This window comes from Staphylococcus sp. GDY8P131P, from assembly GCF_017891975.1.
Lineage (GTDB): Bacteria > Bacillota > Bacilli > Staphylococcales > Staphylococcaceae > Staphylococcus > Staphylococcus nepalensis.
On the sequence record NZ_JAESKF010000002.1, the window covers coordinates 299,506 to 317,911 of the forward strand.

Annotated in this window: 23 protein-coding genes and 1 riboswitch; of the genes, 20 read left to right on the plus strand and 3 right to left on the minus strand. The window is 30.7% G+C overall.

Going from position 1 to position 18,406, the window contains the following annotated elements; all coding sequences use genetic code 11:
• Positions 1 to 70 precede the first annotated feature (70 nt).
• The 19 genes from KA894_RS02025 to gcvPB all read left to right on the plus strand — a co-directional run bounded on the left by KA894_RS02025 (position 71) and on the right by gcvPB (position 15,284).
• Positions 71 to 2,122 carry a peptidoglycan D,D-transpeptidase FtsI family protein gene (locus KA894_RS02025; RefSeq protein ID WP_096809489.1) on the plus strand — a complete coding sequence of 684 codons (2,052 nt, stop codon included), beginning with the start codon at positions 71 to 73 and terminating at the stop codon, positions 2,120 to 2,122.
• A 129-nt stretch (positions 2,123 to 2,251) separates the two neighbouring features.
• Positions 2,252 to 2,401 (plus strand): 50S ribosomal protein L33, encoded by a 150-nt coding sequence (gene rpmG / locus KA894_RS02030; protein WP_019469354.1) that lies wholly within the window; start codon positions 2,252 to 2,254, stop codon positions 2,399 to 2,401.
• A 143-nt stretch (positions 2,402 to 2,544) separates the two neighbouring features.
• Positions 2,545 to 3,087, plus strand: a complete 543-nt coding sequence (locus KA894_RS02035; RefSeq protein ID WP_119487993.1) for a 5-formyltetrahydrofolate cyclo-ligase — start codon at positions 2,545 to 2,547, stop codon at positions 3,085 to 3,087.
• 11 nt (positions 3,088 to 3,098) lie between these two features.
• Complete coding sequence (locus tag KA894_RS02040; protein ID WP_096809494.1) at positions 3,099 to 4,547, plus strand: rhomboid family intramembrane serine protease; 1,449 nt, start codon at positions 3,099 to 3,101, stop codon at positions 4,545 to 4,547.
• On the plus strand, positions 4,534 to 4,740 hold the full coding sequence (locus KA894_RS02045) for a YqgQ family protein (protein ID WP_103373744.1): 207 nt from the start codon (positions 4,534 to 4,536) through the stop codon (positions 4,738 to 4,740). Before KA894_RS02040 ends, KA894_RS02045 begins: the two co-directional genes overlap by 14 nt.
• 299 nt (positions 4,741 to 5,039) lie before the next feature.
• Positions 5,040 to 6,026, plus strand: a complete 987-nt coding sequence (locus tag KA894_RS02050) for a glucokinase (protein ID WP_096809499.1) — start codon at positions 5,040 to 5,042, stop codon at positions 6,024 to 6,026.
• Positions 6,026 to 6,352: an MTH1187 family thiamine-binding protein gene (locus KA894_RS02055; protein ID WP_096809501.1), complete on the plus strand. Its 327-nt coding sequence runs from the start codon at positions 6,026 to 6,028 to the stop codon at positions 6,350 to 6,352. The genes KA894_RS02050 and KA894_RS02055 overlap by 1 nt, the downstream gene beginning before the upstream one ends.
• Entirely contained in the window at positions 6,352 to 6,975 is a 624-nt protein-coding gene (locus KA894_RS02060; RefSeq protein WP_096809503.1) for an MBL fold metallo-hydrolase, read from the plus strand. Before KA894_RS02055 ends, KA894_RS02060 begins: the two co-directional genes overlap by 1 nt.
• 61 nt (positions 6,976 to 7,036) lie before the next feature.
• Positions 7,037 to 8,011, plus strand: coding sequence for a competence type IV pilus ATPase ComGA (comGA, locus tag KA894_RS02065; protein ID WP_108909309.1), 975 nt, complete (start codon positions 7,037 to 7,039; stop codon positions 8,009 to 8,011).
• On the plus strand, positions 7,983 to 9,050 hold the full coding sequence (comGB, locus tag KA894_RS02070) for a competence type IV pilus assembly protein ComGB (protein WP_232164817.1): 1,068 nt from the start codon (positions 7,983 to 7,985) through the stop codon (positions 9,048 to 9,050). Before comGA ends, comGB begins: the two co-directional genes overlap by 29 nt.
• A gap of 20 nt (positions 9,051 to 9,070) precedes the next feature.
• Complete coding sequence (gene comGC, locus KA894_RS02075; RefSeq protein ID WP_115342135.1) at positions 9,071 to 9,388, plus strand: competence type IV pilus major pilin ComGC; 318 nt, start codon at positions 9,071 to 9,073, stop codon at positions 9,386 to 9,388.
• The gene (comGD, locus tag KA894_RS02080) at positions 9,378 to 9,818 is read left to right on the plus strand and encodes a competence type IV pilus minor pilin ComGD (protein ID WP_115342136.1); all 441 of its coding nucleotides are present in this window, start codon (positions 9,378 to 9,380) and stop codon (positions 9,816 to 9,818) included. The genes comGC and comGD overlap by 11 nt, the downstream gene beginning before the upstream one ends.
• Entirely contained in the window at positions 9,799 to 10,092 is a 294-nt protein-coding gene (locus KA894_RS02085) for a hypothetical protein (protein WP_115342137.1), read from the plus strand. Before comGD ends, KA894_RS02085 begins: the two co-directional genes overlap by 20 nt.
• The gene (locus KA894_RS02090) at positions 10,070 to 10,366 is read left to right on the plus strand and encodes a hypothetical protein (protein ID WP_210133679.1); all 297 of its coding nucleotides are present in this window, start codon (positions 10,070 to 10,072) and stop codon (positions 10,364 to 10,366) included. The genes KA894_RS02085 and KA894_RS02090 overlap by 23 nt, the downstream gene beginning before the upstream one ends.
• Complete coding sequence (locus KA894_RS14905) at positions 10,366 to 10,512, plus strand: hypothetical protein (protein ID WP_481906334.1); 147 nt, start codon at positions 10,366 to 10,368, stop codon at positions 10,510 to 10,512. Before KA894_RS02090 ends, KA894_RS14905 begins: the two co-directional genes overlap by 1 nt.
• A gap of 177 nt (positions 10,513 to 10,689) precedes the next feature.
• Complete coding sequence (locus KA894_RS02100; protein ID WP_369967663.1) at positions 10,690 to 11,184, plus strand: shikimate kinase; 495 nt, start codon at positions 10,690 to 10,692, stop codon at positions 11,182 to 11,184.
• 5 nt (positions 11,185 to 11,189) lie between these two features.
• A riboswitch (glycine riboswitch) is annotated at positions 11,190 to 11,287 on the plus strand.
• A gap of 73 nt (positions 11,288 to 11,360) precedes the next feature.
• Positions 11,361 to 12,452, plus strand: coding sequence for a glycine cleavage system aminomethyltransferase GcvT (gcvT, locus tag KA894_RS02105; RefSeq protein ID WP_115342140.1), 1,092 nt, complete (start codon positions 11,361 to 11,363; stop codon positions 12,450 to 12,452).
• Positions 12,453 to 12,469: 17 nt separating this feature from the next.
• The gene (gene gcvPA / locus KA894_RS02110; RefSeq protein ID WP_103372680.1) at positions 12,470 to 13,822 is read left to right on the plus strand and encodes an aminomethyl-transferring glycine dehydrogenase subunit GcvPA; all 1,353 of its coding nucleotides are present in this window, start codon (positions 12,470 to 12,472) and stop codon (positions 13,820 to 13,822) included.
• Complete coding sequence (gene gcvPB, locus KA894_RS02115) at positions 13,809 to 15,284, plus strand: aminomethyl-transferring glycine dehydrogenase subunit GcvPB (protein ID WP_096809525.1); 1,476 nt, start codon at positions 13,809 to 13,811, stop codon at positions 15,282 to 15,284. Before gcvPA ends, gcvPB begins: the two co-directional genes overlap by 14 nt.
• Before the next feature lie 566 nt (positions 15,285 to 15,850).
• On the opposite strand, the gene KA894_RS02120 is transcribed toward gcvPB, so the two are convergent.
• Entirely contained in the window at positions 15,851 to 16,237 is a 387-nt protein-coding gene (locus KA894_RS02120; RefSeq protein ID WP_096809527.1) for a rhodanese-like domain-containing protein, read from the minus strand.
• A gap of 173 nt (positions 16,238 to 16,410) precedes the next feature.
• Between KA894_RS02120 and KA894_RS02125 the strand changes: the two genes are divergently transcribed.
• Positions 16,411 to 17,241 carry a lipoate--protein ligase family protein gene (locus tag KA894_RS02125; RefSeq protein ID WP_103373704.1) on the plus strand — a complete coding sequence of 277 codons (831 nt, stop codon included), beginning with the start codon at positions 16,411 to 16,413 and terminating at the stop codon, positions 17,239 to 17,241.
• Between the two features lie 269 nt (positions 17,242 to 17,510).
• Here KA894_RS02125 and KA894_RS02130 read toward each other — a convergent pair whose 3' ends face one another.
• Both KA894_RS02130 and KA894_RS02135 read right to left on the minus strand, forming a co-directional pair.
• On the minus strand, positions 17,511 to 17,729 hold the full coding sequence (locus tag KA894_RS02130) for an SA1362 family protein (protein WP_096809532.1): 219 nt from the start codon (positions 17,727 to 17,729) through the stop codon (positions 17,511 to 17,513).
• 27 nt (positions 17,730 to 17,756) lie between these two features.
• The gene (locus tag KA894_RS02135) at positions 17,757 to 18,338 is read right to left on the minus strand and encodes a hypothetical protein (protein WP_096809536.1); all 582 of its coding nucleotides are present in this window, start codon (positions 18,336 to 18,338) and stop codon (positions 17,757 to 17,759) included.
• Positions 18,339 to 18,406 lie beyond the last annotated feature (68 nt).

Sequence of the window (18,406 nt, forward strand, 5' to 3'; positions counted from 1 at the left end):
AAATAATAGAAATCTCCGCCAATTTCATATATCATTTAAAGTGATCACTTTTGAATAGAGGTATGTTGTTTTGCTAAAAAGATTAAAAGAAAAATCAAATGATGAAAAAATAAGAAATACCATGAACAAAAGAATAAGTTTTGTATTTGGCGTCATTGTATTTATTTTTGCAATAATTGTATTACGTTTAGGTTACTTGCAAATAGCACAGGGCTCTCATTACAAGCAATTAATTAAAAACAGTGAAAACTTAACCGTCAATGAAGCGGTCCCACGCGGAAGAATTTTGGATAGAAATGGTAAAGTACTCGTAGATAACGCATCTAAAAAAGCAATTACATATTCCCGCGGACGGAAGACTTCTCAATCTGAAGTGTTAGATATTGCTGAAAAATTATCCAAATTAATCAAGATGGATACTGCTAAAATCACTGAGCGAGATAAACAAGATTTTTGGATTTTAAAACATCCAAATAAAGCGGAACAATTAATGAAAAACGAACAATCACTATTAGATGATGGCAGTATTTCTCAAGATGAGTATGATGATGCATTACATAAAAAAATTGGCGAAAAACAATTTGATTCGTTCTCGGACAAAGATTTACAAGTGTTAGCCATATATCGTGAGATGATGGCTGGTTCAGCATTAGATCCTCAAATGATTAAAAATGAAGATGTTACAGACGAGGAGTATGCAGCAGTATCACAAAAACTTTCTGATTTACCGGGCGTTAATACAACTATGGATTGGGATAGAAAATATCCATACAAAGATACATTAAGAGGTATTTTTGGTGATGTTTCTACTACACAAGAAGGTATTCCTAAAGAACTCACGGAACAGTATTTGTCAAAAGGTTATTCAAGAAATGATCGTGTTGGTAAATCTTATTTAGAGTATCAATATGATGATATCCTTAAAGGGAAAAAGAAAGAAATGAAATATACTACGGATAAATCTGGCGAAGTAATAGATTCACAAGTCATTCATCCAGGTTCACGAGGCGATGACCTCGTATTAAGTATTGATATTGATTTACAAAAGAAAACAGAAGAATATTTAGAAAAACAAATAAGTAAATTACGTAGCGAAGGCGCTAAAAATATGGATAATGCGTTAGTCGTCGTTCAAAATCCAAATAACGGTGATATTTTAGCGATGGCAGGTAAACAAATTGATAAAAATGGTGATCTCACGGATTATGATATTGGTAATTTCACTTCTCAATATGCAGTAGGGTCTTCTGTTAAGGGTGGAACGTTATTAGCGGGTTATCAAAACGACGCAATTAAAGTTGGCGAAGAAATGGTTGATGAACCTTTAACTTTCTCTGGTGGGCTTTCCAAGCGTTCGTACTTTAACCAAGATGGTAAAGTCACAATCGATGATAAAGAAGCATTAATGCATTCATCAAACGTTTATATGATTAAAACGGCATTGAAGATTGCAGGCTCTCCATACACACCTAATATGTCATTGCCAACAGATATTTCTGAAGCTGGCCAAAAATTACGTAAAGGTTTAAACCAAGTTGGATTAGGTGTTAAAACAGGTATCGATTTACCAAATGAAACAAGTGGTCAAATTGAACCATTGACTGATAACCCCGGTAATTTCTTAGACTTATCTATTGGTCAATATGATACTTATACACCACTTCAATTATCTCAATATGTTTCTACAATTGCTAATAACGGCTATAGAATTCAACCGCATATTGGTTTAGAAATCAGGAAAGCAACAAATAAAGATACACTAGGACCTGTTAAAGAAAAAGTTAAAGGCAACGTATTGAATAAAGTTAATAATACTTCTGATCAAATAAAACAAGTTCAAGAAGGCTTTAAAATGGCTTTTAATGAAAAAGAAGGTACGGGTTACCAAAGCTTTAATGATACTACTGTCCCATCTGCTGGTAAAACAGGTACAGCAGAAGTATTCCAAGATGGAGAACCAAGAGTCAATTCAACTTATGTCGGTTACGCTCCAATAGAAAATCCTAAATTAGCGTTTTCTATTGTCTACACAAATCACCCAGTCCCAGAACCTTGGTTGAACGGCGGGGACTTAGGAAGAGATATTATAAACTATTATTTTAAAGAAAAAGATAAAAATTAACAAAATACTTTCATATTTTAATGAAAAATCCTTTTGTTATGGTCTCTATTGAAAATTAATACTTTTCAATTTTATAACTAAATGGTATGATAAATAAGTCGTATTTTGAAAAGGTAAGGAGGAATTAGCATGCGCGTAAACGTAACACTAGCTTGCACAGAATGTGGAGAAAGAAACTACATCACAACAAAAAATAAACGTACTAATCCTGAACGTATTGAAATGAAAAAACACTGTGCTCGTGATAACAAACATACATTGCACCGTGAAACAAAATAATTTATATTTTAAACCAGATTCTAACTATAGAGTCTGGTTATTTTTTCGAAAAATAATAAGAGTGCTTGAAATAGCAGTTTAATGACATTATATTTTTAAAACGTTATAATAAAATGAGTATATCTAACGGGAAGGTGTCAAAATTGGATAAAAAATCATTAAGACAAGAAAAAATAAAATTAATGAAAGCATTTGCTGTAGAAGACCAGAAACCATCTGCCGATCAATACTTAACAGAAGCACTGATGCATACGAGCGAATATGAATCAGCAAAACGTATAGGTATAGTGCTTTCAATGCCCCATGAAGTGGATACATACCCAATTATTTCTAAGATGATTAGTGATAACAAAAAAGTATACGTCCCTGAAACAAACTATAAGGCTAAAGAAATGTCCTTTAAACACGTGGATGATTTATCTAATATTGGATCTGATGATAAAGGAATTAACCACGTCATATCCGATACAGAAATTTCAAATGACTTAGATTTACTCATTGTCCCTGGTTTAGCTTTTAACGATGCAGGTTATAGAATTGGATATGGCGGGGGCTATTTTGATAAATTTTTAACACACCATCAACAGTCAACGATAAGTTTAATTTACGACTTCCAGCTTGATGATTTCGAAATTGAAGCACATGATCAACCAGTACAAGCACTAATTATAGCAACAACAAAATAATGGAGGCTAAAATGATTACAGAAAAACATTATTGGAAGTCAATCTTTACTTGGGTTAAATATTTAAATTATCAAATAGTGCATCGCAATCAAGACGATACAGAAATTTGGTTGGCAAATAAGAAAAAACAATCCGTTGTTATATTTAAATTTGGAGCCAACTCCACACAAGAAGTTAGATTTGATAAAAGTAGAATCCAAGACCATGAAGAAGATATTATAGCATTTTTAGATTTCAAACCTAAAAGTTATAACTTATTTATTTATACTGATAAAACATTTACTGATGAAAATTTAGATGAACTGAAATCAATAAAGTTCAAAGTAAAAATTATCCGTCAAGCTGATCAAATTGAAAAAATAATGCCAAATTTTTTTATAAAAAGTGTTTTCAATCAAAGTTCTAATCAAACGAAATCATATTATAAGCAAAGAGCTTTAAACAATAATCCTATTGAAAAACATATGCTGAAATTTGCACCAATTACATACACATTAATTGCAATTAATATCATTATTTGGCTTTCTATGGTTTTATTTTTAAACCGATTTTCTGATTTGAAACTTTTAGACGTAGGCGGTCTAGTACATTTTAATGTAGTTCATGGTGAGTGGTATAGGGTAATTTCTTCTATATTCTTACACTATAATTTTGAGCATATACTAATGAATATGTTAACTTTATTCATATTTGGAAAAATAGTTGAATCTATAGTAGGACACTGGCGATTCTTAGTCATTTATTTTGTCGCTGGTTTATTTGGTAATTTTGCTTCATTATCTTTTAATACTGATACTGTATCCGTCGGGGCAAGTGGGGCTATTTTTGGCTTAATTGGTGCTATTTTTGCGTTTATGTATATTGGGAAACAATATAATCGAAAATTAATAGGACAATTGTTAATCGTACTTGTCATCTTAATCGGTGTGTCATTGCTTATGCAAAACGTAAATATAGTAGCACATATCGGTGGATTTATTGGTGGATTACTTATCACATTAATAGGCTATTATTTTAAACTAAACCAGAATAAATTTTGGATATTCCTTATTTTGCTTATTGTATTATTCATAGGATTTCAAATACGCATTTTCACCATACAGGAAGATAATATATATAATACAATCATTGAAAAAGAAATGAAAAGCGGTAACTATAAAGATGCTAAAGACATGGTTCAGCATACAATAAATAAAAATTACGCAGACGATGAGACATATTATTTAAAAGGATTTATCAGTGCGACAACTGACTCAAAAGCTGAAGGCATGGCAACATGGGAGCGAGGTTTAAGACATTTCCCTGATTCTGCAATATTAAACTATCAACTAGCTGTTGCAAATAGGTCCATCGATAATAAAGATAAAGCTCAAAAATATATTAAAACTGCATTAAAAAATGATCCAAGTAATAGAGATTATATCAATTTAAATAAAGAATTGAGCGATGATAGTGATTGAGGAAATAAAAACATTTTATGACGTTCAACAACTTTTGAAAAAATTTGGTTTTATTATTTATTTCAAAGATAAAGAAGATGTATATGAAATGATGGAACAAGAAATACATTCGTTGTATGAATATAACTTAATTACACAAGATAGGTATATCAAATGCAAATTAATTATTAATCAAAGAAGAAGTGAACAATAACTATATCATTTAAACTTAAAAGAGCGGGATAATGAAATCTTTAAAGGAAAATAGATTTCTATATCGCGCCTTTGTTCATTATTATTGCAATTGTGAAACGAATAATATTAAAATAGAAGTATATGTTTTTAACAAAGATACTAAATAAAATTTAAGGAAAAGAACAGTTATTTTCAACGTACTAAATGGATTTTAAAGTAGTAATATACACTTATTTTAACTAGAATTTTAATAGTTTGTTGCCATTACTATTATTAGAACTAACGTTTCCTTAAACTCAGAGAAGGATGAATAAATAAATGAAAAAAATTATCTTAGCAGCAGATATTGGTGGAACAACTTGTAAGCTCGGAATATTCGATCAGCAACTTGAACAAATAGAGAAATGGTCTATTGAAACTGATACTTCAGATACTACAGGTTATGCACTGTTAAAAAATGTTTATGATTCTTTCGTTGAACATATCGACAATTCTGAATTTACTTTTTCAGATGTATTGGGAGTTGGTATCGGAGTGCCAGGGCCAGTTAATTTTGAAACCGGTGAAGTTAATGGTGCCGTTAACCTATATTGGAAAGATACGGTAAATGTGAGACATATCTTTAAACAATTTGTAGATTGTCCTGTTTATGTTGATAATGATGCGAATGTTGCAGCATTAGGCGAAAAACATAAAGGTGCAGGCCAAGGTTCGGATGAAGTGGTTGCAATTACATTAGGTACTGGTCTCGGTGGTGGTATTATTTCTAATGGTGAAATTGTCCATGGTCACAACGGTTCAGGTGCTGAGATAGGCCATTTTAGAGTAGACCATGATCAACGCTTTAAATGTAACTGTGGGAAGTCTGGTTGTATCGAAACTGTTGCTTCTGCCACTGGTGTAGTCAATTTAGTTAATTTTTATTATCCAAAATTAACATTCAAATCATCAATATTACAACTCATTAAAGATAATGAAGTTACTGCCAAAGCTGTATTTGATGCAGCTAAAGCAGGAGATCAATTCTGTATTTTTATTACAGAACGTGTTGCAAATTATATTGCTTATTTATGTAGTATCATTAGTGTGACAAGCAACCCTAAATATATTGTTTTAGGTGGTGGTATGTCTACAGCAGGATTGATTTTAATTGAAAATATTAAAACAGAATATCATAATTTAACATTTACGCCAGCACAACAAGGTACAGAAATTGTGCAAGCTAAACTAGGTAATGACGCTGGTATTACAGGTGCTGCTGGTTTAATTTATACTTATATCATCGAAAAGGAAGGTGTTAAATAATGGCTATCGTAGATGTAGTTGTTATACCTGTCGGAACAGAAGGGCCAAGTGTAAGTAAATATATTGCTGAGATACAAACAAAATTAAAAGAATATAAAGCGCAAGGTAAAATTGATTATCAGTTAACTCCTATGAATACTTTGATTGAAGGCGATTTAAAAGATTTATTTGAAGTAGTTCAAGCCATTCATGAATTACCTTTTAATAAAGGTGTCGATAGAGTGTGTACGAATATTAGAATTGACGAGCGAAGAGATAAATCTCGTAAAATGAATGACAAATTGGCATCTGTTGAAAAACATTTGGATAATGGAGGGCAAGAATAGTGCAAATATCGAGTTTAGCATTGGGTCTAGTTAAGACGAATACTTATTTCATTGAGAATGAAAAAAGCGTTATTTTAGTTGACCCTGCAAGTGATTATGATTTGATTAAAAAAAAATTAAATCAAATTAATAAACCGTTAAAAGCAATTTTATTAACACATGCTCATTTTGATCATATTGGCGCTTTAGATGACGTCGTAGCAAAATATCAAGTCCCGGTTTATATGCATCGACTTGAATTTGATTTTTTAACTGACACATATAAAAATGGTTCAGAGAAATTCAAGCAATATGGTCTTGAGCCAATAACTAGCAACGTATCTCCAAACCAACTTGATGAAGGTTCGGTAGAGATAGAAGGTTTCCAATTTAATGTGCTCCATACACCTGGACATTCACCTGGTAGTTTGTCATTTGTCTTTGATGAATTTGCAGTTGTCGGAGATACTTTATTTAAGCAAGGTATAGGTAGAACTGATTTATATAAAGGAGACTATGAAACACTCGTAGCTTCTATACTAGATAAAATATTTGAATTAGATGAAGACTTACCACTATTCCCTGGTCACGGACCATATACAACAATTAAAGACGAACAAGTTAACCCATATTTACATGGCTAATTTTTAATTAACCAAAGTAATTTAAACACCTCTTACGTGTATAAGTGTAGGAGGTGTTTTTTTGAAGTTATTATTTAAAAATATTTTTGACAAGGCAATTCATGAAAATGTTACAGATGTACATTTTATACCAAACCAAAATAAAGTAAAAATTAAATTCAGAAAGAAAGCATTTTTAGTTACAGTAGAAACAATAGAAATCAACACTTATAAGAAATTACTTACCTATATGAAATATCAAGCAGGATTAGATGTTTCTAAACACAATGCTGCCCAAAGTGGTAGATATGCATATAAATTAAAACAACTATATTATTTAAGAATTTCTACTTTGCCATTGTCTTTAGGTTATGAGAGTTGTGTAGTTAGGATTATTCCTCAATATTTTCAAAAAACAGCAAAAATTCAAAGTCTCAATCAATTATTCAAATTAATGAATAAACAACAAGGTTTACTACTATTTAGTGGTCCAACTGGATCAGGAAAAAGCACATTAATGTATCAAATGATTTTACACGCAAAAGAACAATTAAATGTGAATATTATAACAGTTGAAGATCCTGTGGAACGATTAATTGAAGGTATTACACAAGTTTCTATCAATGAAAAGGCAGGTATTAATTATGCTAACTCCTTTAAAGCAATTTTAAGATGTGACCCAGATATTATTCTTATAGGAGAAATTAGAGATGCAACTATCGCTAAACAGGTCATACATGCTAGTTTAAGTGGACATTTAGTGCTTTCAACTATCCACTCTAATAACTGTAAAGGCGCATTATGCAGGTTATTAGAAATGGGTATAAGTGTTCAAGAACTACGTCAAACGATCTTAAGTATTATTAATCAACGACTTATCGTTACATCAAAAGAAGAGCGTTCATTAATATATGAACAACTAACACGAGAAGATATACAATTTTATTTCGAAAACCAGCTTACGCTTCCAAACACATTTCAAAATTTATCTTTTAAATTACACGAAATGGCTAAAGAAGGAGAAATTTGTGAAGAAACACTTAATAGATATATTTAGCATATCTCAATTTATGATTATTAACGAAAAAACGCGAATTGAATTACTCCAAAGGTTACAAAATTTGCTTGAACATGGTTTCACATTATCTGAATCATTTAATTTTTTACTTCAACATATAAGTATTAAATCCCCAAAATTAACCGCACAAATAAAAGCGCAATTAGAACAAGGTGCACAATGTTATCAAATACTTTTATTATTAAACTATCCTAAAATTATCATCATGATTATCTATTTTGCAGAAATGTTTAGCGAACTTACTTCAACATTGCCACATGCTCAAGATTATTTACTTAGAAATTATAAAGCTAAACAACAACTTCTTAAAACGCTCCAATATCCACTTTTACTTATGGCTATTTTTATCATTATGTTAATTGTTTTAAACCACACAATCATACCAGAATTCCAATTACTATATAAAAATTTTGATGTAGAACTCTCTACAATACAATTTATTTTATCTTCGATATTAACTCACTTACCTAAGACACTTCTCGTTACTTTATTAATGATATTACTTTGCATATTACTATTTTATAAATATATTAAAAAATTACCAATTAAAGCGAAATATAAAATCATCTTACGCATACCCGTTGTACGTAAATTTTTCAAATTTTATAAAACTTATAGATTATCTACAGAATTTGCATTGTTCTATAAAAACGGCGTGAACTTGTATTCTATTGTCGATATTTATTCAAAGCAAAAAAAGGACCCATATCTAGTTTATCTTGCATCAGAATTATCAAGTGGAACGCAACAAGGTTATAAACTAAGCGAAATATTAAATAATATTTCTTGGTTTGAAAAAGGACTCATTACTTTTATAGCAGAGGGCGAAAAGAAAGGTAAATTAGAGATTGAATTAAAATTATATAGCGATATTATTTTTACAAAAATTGAACAATATACGCAAATTTTAATAAAATTTATACAACCAATCTTATTTACAGTATTAGGTTTATTCATCATTGCCTTATATTTAGTCATTATGTTACCTATGTTTGACTTAATGCAAACGATTAAATAACTACACTAGGAGCGCATTCAATGCATAAAATAAAAAAACTATACAATAAAAAAGCATTCACATTGATTGAAATGCTACTTGTTCTATTAATTATTAGTTTATTACTTATCCTTATTATACCTAATATCGCTAAACAATCATCACATATCCAAAGCACTGGTTGTGAAGCACAAATAAAAATGGTAGAAAGTCAAGTTGAAGCTTACACATTAAAACATAATAAAAAACCACAATCTATAGAGGAACTTATTTCAGATGGTTATATCAAAGAAAATCAGAAATATTGTAAATCAGGTGCTACTATCCATATTAGTAACGGTGAAGTAGTTGCAAACTAGCAAGGCATTTACATTAACCGAAATATTGTTTGTTATGGGTATCATAAGTGTTTTATTAATTGTTCAAGTAAATCACTTGTCCAGTAAAAAAGAAACGCGTGAAACAGCCAATCCTTTTATGAATTCCTTAATATTGAAACTTAATTATTTAAAATCAAAAGCCATTAAAGATGGAAAGCCTATTACACTGATATTCAATCATTACTCAAATAAAATAACCGTTAAAGAACCGTCGATTGAAAATAACGATATAAAATTGCCAGATCATTCATTTATCTATCCTCAAACTAATATCAATTACTTAACTTTTGATAATAAGGGAAATACAAATAAATTTGGCACTGTCTATATATCTGTAAATAAAGTGATTTATAAAGTGGTTTTTCATATTGAAAAAGGGAGAATGAGATATGAAAAAAAGAAAAATTAAAGCTAGCATACTCATAGATTCAATGTTAAGTTTTACGATTATGATCGCAATGTGCAATTTGTTACTACCAATGATCTTACAACTAAACTATTCTTTTAAAAATAAATTAGACTATATTAATATGAAACGCGTGATGCTACTCACGTTAAAACATAATGATCAAAAGGATTTAAACAAAGGTGTGAAAATAGCCGACTATGAAATAAAATTAGACAATTATAAAATTTGTATAAAATCGAAGGACTATTTAAATGAAAAATGCTATTACAAATAAAGTTACTGGTTTTACTTATATCGAAGTATTATTTGCATTATTTATTACCATAGTTGTATTTACAATGCTGCCACTATTATACAAATCCATCGTTCCATTGAAGCATCAATCAAATTTTGCTTCTTCTATTGATTTAGAATTTTTTGCAAGGGATTTAACAGAAGAGTTGTTACTTAACAAATCGCAATTTTTTAATATAGAAAATCGGGGATATAGATTAAAAATTACAAACAAGGAAAAAATATTTATTACGAATTTAAAAATCGTAAAATAATTAAAACCATAAACCATAGCGGCAATATCACTTTATTAAATAATGTTATAGAAGCTCAATTTACAATGTTAAAAAATAAACGAATGAAATTATATGTAAAATTATATAATGAGGGAACTTACTTTGAAAAAGAAATTTACTTTTAATACAAAAGGCTATATATATCCTTTTGTGATGGTGGTTTATATGCTATATTTATCATTGATAGCGATTTATACAGCTCATTTTAACATTCAATTGAAAACACTTGATAATATTGAATCATATTATGAAAAGCAAATTCAAATACTTTTGCATAAAGGAAGATATTTTTGAAAAACAAGATGAATACCCCACTTATTTTAGTAGGATTTATGGGAACAGGAAAGACAACTTTAGGTAAACATATTGCTGAAAAGGACCAGTTAACTTATGTAGATTTAGATGAATTCATTGTACAACAAGAAGCTAAATCTATACCAGAAATTTTTGAGGAATTCGGTGAAGAAACGTTTCGCAGTTTGGAATATAAATATTTAACTATATGTATTAACCAATTTGATATCATTTCCACTGGTGGAGGTATCATAGAAGGGGAACACGCTTATAATTTATTGAAAAATCAAAATTACGTTGTATGGCTAGATTGCGAATTAAACATTTTATACAATAGAATTAAAAATGACAGCAATAGACCAAATGCAAATAATAAATCATTTTCCAAACTAAAAAGCTTGTATTCATCTAGGGTTTCAAGATATAATGAAATCGCATTCATCAAAGTGAATAGTAGTAAATCGCTTTCAAACTTATATAATGAGATAATGAAATCGATATAAAGCGAATGACCAGTATTAGAGAGAATGGTACATGATTTAATGTATCCATCGCCGAAGGTGCAAGTTTAACGAAACTCTCAGGCAAAAGGATAATACTGAGACGCATTCCTGGATTTATTGACAGGGTAGGCTTAGTCTACTCTGTCTTTTTTAATATAACAATAGGGGGTTTATTAATGGCTAATGAATTAAAACACACACCACTTTATCAAAATTTTGTGGATCTCGGGGCAAAAATTGTTGAATTTGGTGGCTGGGCAATGCCAGTCCAATTTTCAAGTATCAAAGAAGAACATAATGCTGTTAGAACTAAAATGGGATTATTTGATGTCAGCCACATGGGTGAAATTCTTATAAAAGGCCCTGAAGCTGATAAACTTGTACAATACTTGCTTTCAAATGATACTGACAATTTAGAAACAACAAAAGCTCAATATACAGCATTATGTAACGAGCATGGTGGTATTATTGACGATTTAATTACTTATAAACTCAGAGAAAAAGAATATCTATTAGTTGTAAACGCTGGTAACACTGATAAAGACTTTGAGTGGATGAAAAATAATGCTACTAACTTTGATGCAGAAGTTTTAAATGTATCGAGTGATTATGGACAATTAGCTGTTCAAGGTCCAAATGCACGTGACTTTGTTCAAGAACATGTCAATATAGACATCTCTGAAATGTCTCCTTTCGAATTTAAACAAGATGTTGAATTCTTTGGAAAAAAAGTGATACTGTCACAATCCGGTTATACTGGTGAAGATGGTTTTGAAATTTATTGTAAATCTGAAGATACACCATATCTTTGGGCATCCATTTTAAAATATGATGTGGCCCCTTGTGGTCTAGGCGCAAGAGATACATTAAGATTAGAAGCTGGTTTACCATTACATGGACAAGATTTAAGTGAATCAATAACGCCTTATGAAGGTGGGATAGCATTTGCAGCTAAACCCTTAATTGATGCAGATTTTATCGGAAAAAGCGTTTTAAAAGATCAAAAAGAAAACGGTTCGAAACGAAGAACAGTTGGAATTGAAATGATTGATAAAGGAATTCCAAGAACAGGTTACACAGTTTATGATGTCGATGGTAATGAAATTGGTGAAATTACATCAGGTACGCAATCTCCATTAAGTGGTAAATCCATTGGTTTAGCTATAATAGATAGAGATGCTTTTGAAATGGGAAAAGAAATTATAGTGCAAATTAGAAAAAGACAAGCTAAAGCAAAAATTGTTAAAAAAAATCAAATTAGTAAATAATTTAAAGGGGTGTTACTGTGAGTCATCGTTATATTCCGTTAACAGAGCAAGATAAACACGAAATGCTAGAAACTATTGGTGCTGGTTCAATCAATGAATTATTTGGAGATGTTCCAAAAGACATTCTATTAAATAGAGAATTAGCTATCCCAGATGCAGAATCAGAAACAACATTAACTAAAAGACTAAGTAAAGTTGCAAGTAAAAATATTACTAAAGAAACACACACATCATTTTTAGGCGCTGGTGTCTATGATCACTATGCCCCAGCAGTAGTAGATTCAATGATTTCACGTTCAGAATTTTATACGGCTTATACACCATATCAGCCTGAAATTTCCCAAGGTGAATTACAAGCCATTTTTGAATTCCAAACGTTAATATGCGAATTAACTGATATGGATATCGCTAACTCATCTATGTATGATGGGATTACAAGTTTTGCAGAAGCATGTATTTTAGCATTTAATCAAACTCGTAAAAATAAAATTGTTGTTTCTAAAGGGATGCACTACCAAGCATTACAAGTATTACACACTTATGTTAAAACACGTAAAGAATTTGAAGTCGTTGAAGTGGATTTGGATGGAACAATCACTGATTTAGAAAAGCTTGAAAATGCTATTGATGACGAGACTGCAGCAGTTGCGGTACAATATCCAAACTTTTATGGCTCAATTGAAGATTTAGAAAAAATCCAAGCTTTAATTGAAGATAAAAAAGCATTATTTATCGTTTATGCAAACCCAATTGCACTTGGATTATTAACACCACCAGGTAGTTTTGGAGCGGATATCGTAGTAGGAGATACTCAACCATTTGGTATCCCAACGCAATTCGGTGGACCACACTGTGGTTTCTTTGCTACTACTAAAAAATTAATGAGAAAAACCCCAGGACGTCTAGTTGGACAAACAGAAGATCAAGATGGAAATCGTGGTTTTGTTTTAACTTTACAAGCGCGGGAACAACATATCCGTAGAGATAAAGCAACATCTAATATTTGTTCAAACCAAGCTTTAAATGCTTTAGCTTCATCTATATGTATGTCTGCTTTAGGTAAACAAGGTATTTATGACATTGCAGTTCAAAATTTTGAAAATGCAAATTATGCTAAAGAGCAATTTAGGCAACAAGGCTTTGAAGTTAGCAATGGTACATCATTCAACGAATTTGTCGTTAAATTTGATAAATCTGTCAAAGATATCAATGATGCGTTAATCCAAGAAGATATTATCGGAGGTTTCGATTTAAGCGAAATTGGAGAAGGCTTTGACAGTCATATGCTGATTGCTGTAACAGAATTAAGAACTAAAGATGAAATTGATACATTTGTTAAGAAAGCAGGTGAATTAAATGGTAGTAAGTAAATCTAGTCCATTAATTTTTGAGCGTTCTAAAGAAGGTCGTTATGCGTATTCATTACCTAAAAAAGAAATTGATAATAAAGCTGTAGATAAATTATTAGATGATAAATTTATAAGAAAAGACAAAGCTGAATTCCCAGAAGTGGCCGAGTTAGATTTAGTTCGTCACTATACAGAATTATCAAATAAAAACTTTGGCGTAGATACAGGTTTTTATCCTCTTGGCTCTTGTACGATGAAATACAATCCAAAAATAAATGAAAAAATTGCAAGAATCCCTGGATTTGCTGAATCACATCCATTACAAGATGAATCTCAAGTGCAAGGTTCATTAGAAATCATCCATAGCTTGCAAGAAGAATTAAAAGAGATTACAGGTATGGATGAAGTTACACTACAACCAGCAGCTGGCGCCCACGGAGAATGGACAGCGCTTATGATTTTCAAAGCATATCACGAAAAAAATGGCGAAGGACATCGTAATGAAGTCATCGTTCCTGACTCAGCTCATGGCACAAACCCTGCTTCAGCAGCGTTTGCTGGATTTAAAGCTGTAACTGTTAAGTCTAACGAACGCGGAGAAGTTGATATTGAGGACTTAAAACGCCTTGTTAACGACAACACAGCTGCAATCATGCTCACTAACCCTAATACGTTAGGTATTTTTGAGCAAAATATTATGGATATTCGAAATATTGTGCATGAAGCTGGTGGCCTATTGTATTATGACGGTGCTAATTTAAATGCAATTATGGATAAAGTCAGACCAGGCGACATGGGATTTGACGCTGTTCATTTAAACTTACACAAAACATTTACAGGACCTCATGGCGGCGGTGGCCCAGGTTCAGGCCCAGTAGGCGTTAAAAAAGAACTTGCCCATTTTTTACCAAAACCAATGGTGGTTAAAGAAAACGACGTTTATAAATACGATAATGATATTGAAAACTCAATCGGACGTGTTAAACCATTCTACGGGAACTTTGGAATTTATTTAAGAGCATACACTTATATTAGAACTATGGGTAATAAAGGCCTTGAAGAAGTTTCAGAAGCTGCAGTATTGAATGCAAATTATATTAAAGCACGCTTAAAAGAACATTTCGAAATTCCATATGAACAATATTGTAAACACGAATTTGTCCTAAGCGGTTCTAAGCAAAAAGAATTTGGTGTTCGTACATTGGATATGGCGAAACGTTTACTAGACTTTGGTGTCCATCCGCCAACAATTTACTTCCCGCTTAACGTAGAGGAAGGTATGATGGTAGAACCAACAGAAACAGAATCTAAAGAAACGTTGGACTATTTCTGCGATACTATGATTGAAATTGCTAAAGAAGCAAAAGAAAATCCTGATAAAGTATTAGAAGCACCACATACAACAATTATTGATCGTTTAGATGAAACACAAGCTGCGCGTCATCCAGTATTGAAATTTGAAAATTTACGTTCAGAAAAATAAAAGTTCTGAAAGCGTCATATTTAAGGTATAAGTTAGACATCCCATTTTTTAACATGATGTCGTTTGTCCTCTAAAACAAAGGTAATTAAAAAACGTTAAGATATCAATATCCCAAGTATTTTATAAAACGGGTGGTTTTTACATAAATCTAAGTAAAAAATCACCCGTTTTTTTAAACATTTATTTAATTTGATATATTTACAAACATCAAATTTACGTTTGGCTTAATCTATACGTCTTTAAATTTAGACGATGCGCTTATGGCTTTGTTTATCAAATATTAAAAATATTACCAGTTAAATTTCTATGTTAAATACTCATTGAATGCGTTATTAGTTTGTGTACATCGTAACGTTAATAGATATTTACTACCATATAATTATGCCAATTTTTATTGTGTTGTTCCACAGAGTATATATGAATGAGAGATGACGAAATCCAAGTATATTGGTAAAATCTGAATAGAGTTTAAATATAAAAAACACCTTCATTATTAAATGAAGGTGTTTTTTACTTTGAACATAAACATTTATATCTCATGCTCATTTAAATAATTGATTAATAACTCATTTTTTTGATTTGATTTTACCAGTCCATTTTTTATATCCGCCTTTGAGCATATATATATCTTTATACCCATTCTTCTTTAAAATTCTAGCGGCACGATAGCTAGCAATTCCGTTAGCATCACAAAGATAAATAGGTTGGTCTGTTCTCAAACCTTGAAACCTTTGTTTGAACATTGTGATTGGAATGTTACGAGCACCGTTGATATGACCATAATCATAATCTACTTTTTCTCTCACATCAATAACTTGAGCTTTACGCAAACCATTATGGAATTCATTTTGGTTTAATTCAATGACCGCTTTTTTGTTCAAATATCTGTTAAATAACATATAAGCGACGATTATTATTAAAATTGCTAAAGCTATAAACCAAAAATTACTCATCTTGCATCCTCCCTAATTAACCGATATTATATATTATAAGACTGTTAGCACAATTTATCAAAATATTTTTATCACAAACTGTACACATTGCTAACAAATTTTAACAATTATTGAAAACGATAACACAATTTGGCTGTTACCACAATTTAATTTTAATGAATGGAGTTTTGAGTGTGACTGAAACATGGCATTTTATCAATACAGGTAGTAATGATCCATTTTATAATATGGCAATGGATGAAGCATTATTAAATTTTGTTTCAAGAGGTGAGATTGACCCGGTAATCAGATTTTACACATGGAATCCAGCAACACTTTCAGTAGGTTATTTTCAAAGACTAACAAAAGAAATAGATATACATAAAGTAAAAGAAAAAAGTTATGGCCTTGTTAGAAGACAAACAGGTGGTAGAGGTGTACTTCATGACAAAGAATTAACTTATAGTGTTATTGTACCAGAAACTCATCCAGAAATGCCAAAAACTGTTACAGAGGCATATAGAGTTATTTCAGAAGGTTTACTTGAAGGTTTTAAAGCGTTAGGTTTCAATGCTACTTTTGCCATACCGCGTTCTAAAGAAGAAAGAGCTAAATTAAAACAGCCAAGAAGTGCAGTTTGTTTTGATGCGCCAAGTTGGTATGAGTTAGTAGTAGAGGGACGTAAAATCGCAGGCAGTGCACAAATGAGACAAAAAGGCGTGATACTTCAACATGGCTCATTGTTACAAGACATTGATGTGGACGATTTATTTGATATGTTCATATATAAAAACGATCGCTTAAAAGAGAAAATGAAACAAGCTTTTGTTGATAAAGCTGTGGCAATAAATGACATATCAGATAGACATATTACATTAAAGGAAATGGAACATGCTTTTGAAGAAGGATTTAAAAAAGGATTAAATATAGATTTTAAACCTTTAACATTAACGCCAAAACAAAATGAAGAAGTAAAAAATTTAATAGAAAAATATAAATCTGAAGAATGGAATTATAGGAAATAAATTTATGAACCATTTAGGATTAAATACAAACGGGCCTGGGGTATAAATATCTCAGGCTCGTCATTACATATAACAAGTAGATAATTGGAATAAAACATAAAGTTATATTTTTTATTGGGTTGAATGAGTAAAATATAAGTCTGTGCTTTATCCCTTTGTAAACTTTTTCCTAATGATCCATATAAAAACGGACCGAAATCCTAAATGAAATTTCGGTCCGTTTTCTATACCACCTCATGCTATTCATTTATGAAGTTTCAAAACATCAACTACTTTTTCTTGTTTCGTTTTCTATATTTTCTTTGAGCACGTTTGTATTTTCTTTGATCTTCTGTTAAAAAGAAGAAATAATAAATCGCATAAATAATTCCTGCAAAAATAGCTAAACTAATAATCATTTTTACAAAACTAAATAAAAACGCATCTAAGTTAAGTAATAAGCCGATTAATGCAATAGCGATTACGATATAAAATATTGCTTGTTTCAAAATAAACACTCCTATTTGATTGTATCCTTAGTTATTGTTAATGCTCACCTTTGACAAAGTAGCTTGACCTTTTTGGATTTTCTTTTTGTCTTTTTCATTATAACCGTCTCTAATGTCATCCATAGCTGAATTGAGTTCTTTATTTAATTTATTTATATTTTTACTTTTCTTTTTATCTTCATCACTCATTTTATCTTTATCAATTTTACTTTTATATGTAGTGTAAGCAGAATCAAGTTTATTCGTAATATCTGTTAATTTTGATTGTATTTTTTCGCTTTTTTTGTTTTTTGATACGTCATCTTCAATATTAGTGTAATCATCAATTGCTTTAGTAACATTTTGATAATATTCAGAAGAAGCTTTTATATGATTTAGCTTATTCTTGTTATTTTTAGCGTTTTTAATATTATCCTTATCTTTTTCCAATGCAGAAATATTTGTTTTTTCTTTCTTGATTTCAATTTTTAAATCTTGGATATCACTCTTTAATTTATGATTTTCATCACGTAGTTTTGTTGTCTTATCTTCTAATGGGCCTAAATTTTGACTCCCACACCCAGCGAGTATACACGAAGCTACTAAAATAGCGACCAATTTTTTCTTCATAACTCTCTCCTAATTCAAAAACTATAAATTTATACAATAATTATGCTATCATTTTAATGTATATAAAG

What these genes read in the sequence shown, in the direction of transcription:
- KA894_RS02085 (WP_115342137.1), top strand. Translation starts at nt 9,799, where the DNA reads ATGAAAAAAAGAAAAATTAAAGCTAGCATACTCATAGATTCAATGTTA.
- KA894_RS02090 (WP_210133679.1), top strand. Translation starts at nt 10,070, where the DNA reads ATGAAAAATGCTATTACAAATAAAGTTACTGGTTTTACTTATATCGAA.
- KA894_RS02100 (WP_369967663.1), top strand. Translation starts at nt 10,690, where the DNA reads ATGAATACCCCACTTATTTTAGTAGGATTTATGGGAACAGGAAAGACA.
- KA894_RS02120 (WP_096809527.1), bottom strand. Translation starts at nt 16,237, where the DNA reads ATGAGTAATTTTTGGTTTATAGCTTTAGCAATTTTAATAATAATCGTC.
- KA894_RS02045 (WP_103373744.1), top strand. Translation starts at nt 4,534, where the DNA reads ATGATAGTGATTGAGGAAATAAAAACATTTTATGACGTTCAACAACTT.
- comGC (WP_115342135.1), top strand. Translation starts at nt 9,071, where the DNA reads ATGCATAAAATAAAAAAACTATACAATAAAAAAGCATTCACATTGATT.
- KA894_RS02055 (WP_096809501.1), top strand. Translation starts at nt 6,026, where the DNA reads ATGGCTATCGTAGATGTAGTTGTTATACCTGTCGGAACAGAAGGGCCA.
- gcvPB (WP_096809525.1), top strand. Translation starts at nt 13,809, where the DNA reads ATGGTAGTAAGTAAATCTAGTCCATTAATTTTTGAGCGTTCTAAAGAA.
- KA894_RS02040 (WP_096809494.1), top strand. Translation starts at nt 3,099, where the DNA reads ATGATTACAGAAAAACATTATTGGAAGTCAATCTTTACTTGGGTTAAA.
- gcvT (WP_115342140.1), top strand. Translation starts at nt 11,361, where the DNA reads ATGGCTAATGAATTAAAACACACACCACTTTATCAAAATTTTGTGGAT.
- KA894_RS02050 (WP_096809499.1), top strand. Translation starts at nt 5,040, where the DNA reads ATGAAAAAAATTATCTTAGCAGCAGATATTGGTGGAACAACTTGTAAG.
- rpmG (WP_019469354.1), top strand. Translation starts at nt 2,252, where the DNA reads ATGCGCGTAAACGTAACACTAGCTTGCACAGAATGTGGAGAAAGAAAC.
- KA894_RS02135 (WP_096809536.1), bottom strand. Translation starts at nt 18,338, where the DNA reads ATGAAGAAAAAATTGGTCGCTATTTTAGTAGCTTCGTGTATACTCGCT.